Origin of the sequence: Roseisolibacter sp. H3M3-2 (genome assembly GCF_029211165.1) — a bacterium.
Taxonomy (GTDB): Bacteria; Gemmatimonadota; Gemmatimonadetes; order Gemmatimonadales; family Gemmatimonadaceae; genus Roseisolibacter.
On record NZ_JARGEK010000440.1, the window covers coordinates 1 to 3,562 of the forward strand.

Sequence of the window (3,562 nt, forward strand, 5' to 3'; positions counted from 1 at the left end):
GCTCCCGCGCGTGGCGTGCGCCGACCCGCGCGCCGCGACGGTCCGCGACGGCGCCGGGACCGGGGCGCCGGTCGGGCTCGCGCGGCTGGAGCTGGCGGCGCGCGCCTCGGCGGACGACTGCATGGCCAGCGACGAGGAGGCGGAGGGCGCGTGCATCGTGCAGGCGATGGCGGTGGTCGGCGCGTCGGCGGGGGTCGTGGCCGCCGCGACCGCCGTCTGGACCGCCTGCGTCGTCCCGAGCCCCGTGGTGGTCGCGACCTGCGCGGGCGCGGTCGCCACCTTCACCTCGGTCTCGACGGCGCTGGCGGTGGCGACCAACGCGTACCACGAGTGCAAGGAGGCCGCGAAGGCGCCCAAACCCTGCGACTGTCCCGCACAGGGCGCCGACGCGCTCACCGGCGGCACGGCCGACCCCCTCGCGGCACACTCGGCGCTTGACTGCGCGGCCCCGCCGGCCGAAGGTGGCGGGGGCGGCGGGGGACAGCCGGCGGGCGGCGGCGGCTACTGGATGGAGATCTGCGAGTACGTCGAGCACTACGACGACGACGGGAACTACCTGTACACGTCCGATCTCAGGTGCCGCGTCGAGTGGGTCGCATGACGGGCGGTCGATCAGCAGCTCACCCTTCGACGCGCGAGGACCCGATGGACGGCCAGCGGCGCTACCGCCTCACATGCCTCGTGGCGCTCGCGGTGGGCTGCGCCGGCGCGGCGGTCGGCGCCGTGCGGTGGATCGGGCCGGCCACGTGGGCGCACGCGCTCGCGCCGCTGGGCCGCGCCCCGCTCTTCGTGGGCACCGTGGCGCCGATCCTCGCCTACGCGCTCGTGCAGGCGCTGCCCGGCGGCCGCGAGCCGCTCTGGCTGCCGCGCGCGCCCAGCGACGGATGGTCGCTCGCCCTGTGCGCCGCGATGCTGTGCGCCGCGCTGGGCGTGTGGCCCGCGCGCCCCGGGCCGATCCTGTACGAGGTGCTGGCCAGCGCGCCGATGCTGGTCGTCAGCGCCGGCTTCTTCGCCGACCGCCAGCTGCGGGTCCGACGAATGCTCGCCGCGCCGACGTGAGGCGGGCGTCCGGCCGGCGCGCCCGGGTCACCCCCCCAGGCGCGCCTGCCGGCGCTCCCACTGCACCATCGCGTCGCACGCGTCGCAGTTCTCGCAGCGCCACTCCGCGTCGACGTCCTCCCCGAAGTACTCGAGGATGTACCGCGTCCGGCAGCGCGCCGTCTGCGCGAAGTCCACCACCGCCTGCAGCTTCGCCTGGTCGCGCGCCCGCCGCTCCTCGTAGTCGGTCAGGTCGTGGCTCAGGTCCACCTGCGTCAGCCGCCCCGCCAGCCGCTCCCAGTGGCCGCCGCGGTGCTCGCGCACCAGCCCGTGCCGCTTGAGCAGCATCAGCGTGATGCGCGCCTTGCGCCGCGGCACCCCGCTGCGCTCCGCCAGCTCGTCGAGCGGCACCGGCTCGCGCTCGCCGTACGTCTCGAGCACGATCGCCACCTTCGCCGCCTCCTCCACCTCCGGGTACTTCCCGCCCAGGAAGTAGCTCTGGATGCGGCGGTCCTCCACGCGGTAGAGCAGCGTGCACGTCGACGGCAGCCCGTCGCGCCCCGCCCGCCCCGCCTCCTGGTAGTACGCCTCGATCGAGCCCGGGAAGTGGTAGTGGGTCACGAACCGGATGTCCGGCTTGTCGATCCCCAGCCCGAACGCGTTGGTCGCGATGATCGCCTTCAGCTCGTCGGCCATGAACCGGTCCTGCGCCGACTTGCGCTCGGCCGGCGCCAGCTTGCCGTGGTACAGGCCGAACTCGTACTTGCGGTGGAACTTGTCCTTGAGGTGCTCGTAGAGGCGCTCCGCCTCCTTGATCGTCGCCACGTACACGACGCCGTTCCCCTCGGTCGCGTCGAGCAGCGAGCGCAGCGCCTCGTCCTTCGCCACGTCGTTCACCGTGCGCCGCACCTCGAAGCGCAGGTTCGGGCGCGCGAACCCGGTGATCGTCACCGCCGGGTCGCGCATCCCGAGCTGCCGCACGATGTCGGCGCGCACCTCGGCGGTGGCGGTGGCGGTGAGCGCCAGCACCGGCGGGCGCCCGAGGCGGTTGACGACCGAGCCGAGCGTGAGGTAGTCGGGGCGGAAGTCGTGCCCCCACTGGCTGACGCAGTGCGCCTCGTCGACGACGAAGAGGCTCACCTTGCGCTGCAGCAGCATCTCGAAGAACTCGCGGTCCTTGAACCGCTCCGGCGTCACGTACAGGATGTCGCCCTCGCCCTCCGCGATCGCGCGCTCGGTGTCGCGCGTCTCGCGGGTCGTCTGGTGCGAGTGGAACGCCAGCGCGTCGACCCCCTGCGCGACCATCTTGTCCTGCTGGTCCTTCATGAGGGCGATCAGCGGGCTGACGACCAGCGTGAGCCCGTCGAGCACCAGCGCCGGGAACTGGTAGACCAGCGACTTCCCGCTCCCCGTCGGCATGACGACCAGCGTGTCGCGCCCGCGCAGGACGGACTGGATCGGCTCGTACTGGCGGTACTGGAAGTCGTCGAAGCCGAAGCGGTCCGCGAGGATCTTGCGCGCACGCGCGCGCGTCAGCTCTCGGCCGGGCGACTGGGCCGGGGCCGGGGCATCCGTTGGGGTCATGTGTTCACCCCTGGGCAGGATTCGGACCGGACGCGGCCGCGCGCCCCGGTTGGCCCCGGCGTTGCACTGGGAGCCCGCGATCGCCCCCGACCCGGGGGCGGCCGCACGCGTCCCGAACACGGAGAGAGCACATGGCCGAGATTCGCGTGGAGCCGAAGCGCCGCAGCACGGCCTGGGTGTGGGTGCTGCTGGCGCTGGCGCTCGTGGCGCTCGTCTTCTGGTATCTGAACAACGACGGCGTGGACCAGATGGACACGGTGCCGGCCACGGCGCCGACGTCGGCGATCGAGGCCCCGGCGGCGCCGGCGCCCGCGCTCCGCCTGGCGTAGTCCGCGCCCCCCCCCGCCCCCCACTTTCGGAGAGGACCGATGGCACGGGACCACCACACGTCGCGCGGGATGCGCGACGAGGCGAGCGTCGGGCCGGACCCGCGGCGCGCCCGCCAGCTCAAGCGCCTCAGCGACCTGAAGTTCCGCGTCGCCGACGGGGAGCCCGACATCGTCGGGTGGACGGTCTTCGCCTCCACCGGGCGCGAGCTCGGGCGGGTGACCGACCTCCTGGTCGACGTGGAGGCGCGCGAGGTCGTCATGCTCGACATCGACCTGCGGCGCGACGACCGCCACTCGCTGGCGCCGCTGCGCGCCGCCTGGATCGACCACGCGGCCAAGCGCGTCGTCCTCGACGCGCGCGAGCTCGAGGCGCACACCCCGGACGAGCTGCTCCCCGGGCTGCCGCGCTCGGGCGCCATCAGCGACGACGACGTGACGCGCTTCAACGACGGCTACGTGCGCGCCTACGGCGACCGCGGCGTCGACCGCGACGCCGAGTGGCACGTGCGGCGCGGCGACGAGGAGCTGCACTTCGGCGTCGCCCCGCGCGCCGACCTGGGCACGGCGCCGCGCCGCGACAACCGCGCGCTGTCGGCCGCCGGCGCCGAGGC

4 protein-coding genes and 1 pseudogene are annotated in these 3,562 nt (G+C 74.3%); 4 read left to right on the forward strand and 1 reads right to left on the reverse strand.

Annotated features, from left to right (window positions below; all coding sequences use genetic code 11):
* Both PYV61_RS22605 and PYV61_RS22610 read left to right on the forward strand, forming a co-directional pair.
* Positions 1-601, forward strand: a pseudogene (locus PYV61_RS22605) (hypothetical protein); the annotation flags it as partial.
* 44 nt (positions 602-645) lie between these two features.
* A complete protein-coding gene (locus PYV61_RS22610; RefSeq protein ID WP_275835935.1) occupies positions 646-1,059 on the forward strand; it encodes a hypothetical protein in 414 nt (137 codons plus the stop codon).
* A 27-nt stretch (positions 1,060-1,086) separates the two neighbouring features.
* Here PYV61_RS22610 and PYV61_RS22615 read toward each other — a convergent pair whose 3' ends face one another.
* On the reverse strand, positions 1,087-2,622 hold the full coding sequence (locus tag PYV61_RS22615; protein ID WP_275835937.1) for a RecQ family ATP-dependent DNA helicase: 1,536 nt from the start codon (positions 2,620-2,622) through the stop codon (positions 1,087-1,089).
* A gap of 131 nt (positions 2,623-2,753) precedes the next feature.
* Here PYV61_RS22615 and PYV61_RS22620 point away from each other — a divergent pair, with 131 nt between their 5' ends.
* A complete protein-coding gene (locus PYV61_RS22620; protein WP_275835939.1) occupies positions 2,754-2,951 on the forward strand; it encodes a hypothetical protein in 198 nt (65 codons plus the stop codon).
* A gap of 39 nt (positions 2,952-2,990) precedes the next feature.
* Positions 2,991-3,562, forward strand: a 572-nt coding sequence (locus tag PYV61_RS22625; protein ID WP_275835941.1) for a PRC-barrel domain-containing protein, incomplete at its 3' end; no start/stop codon positions are given.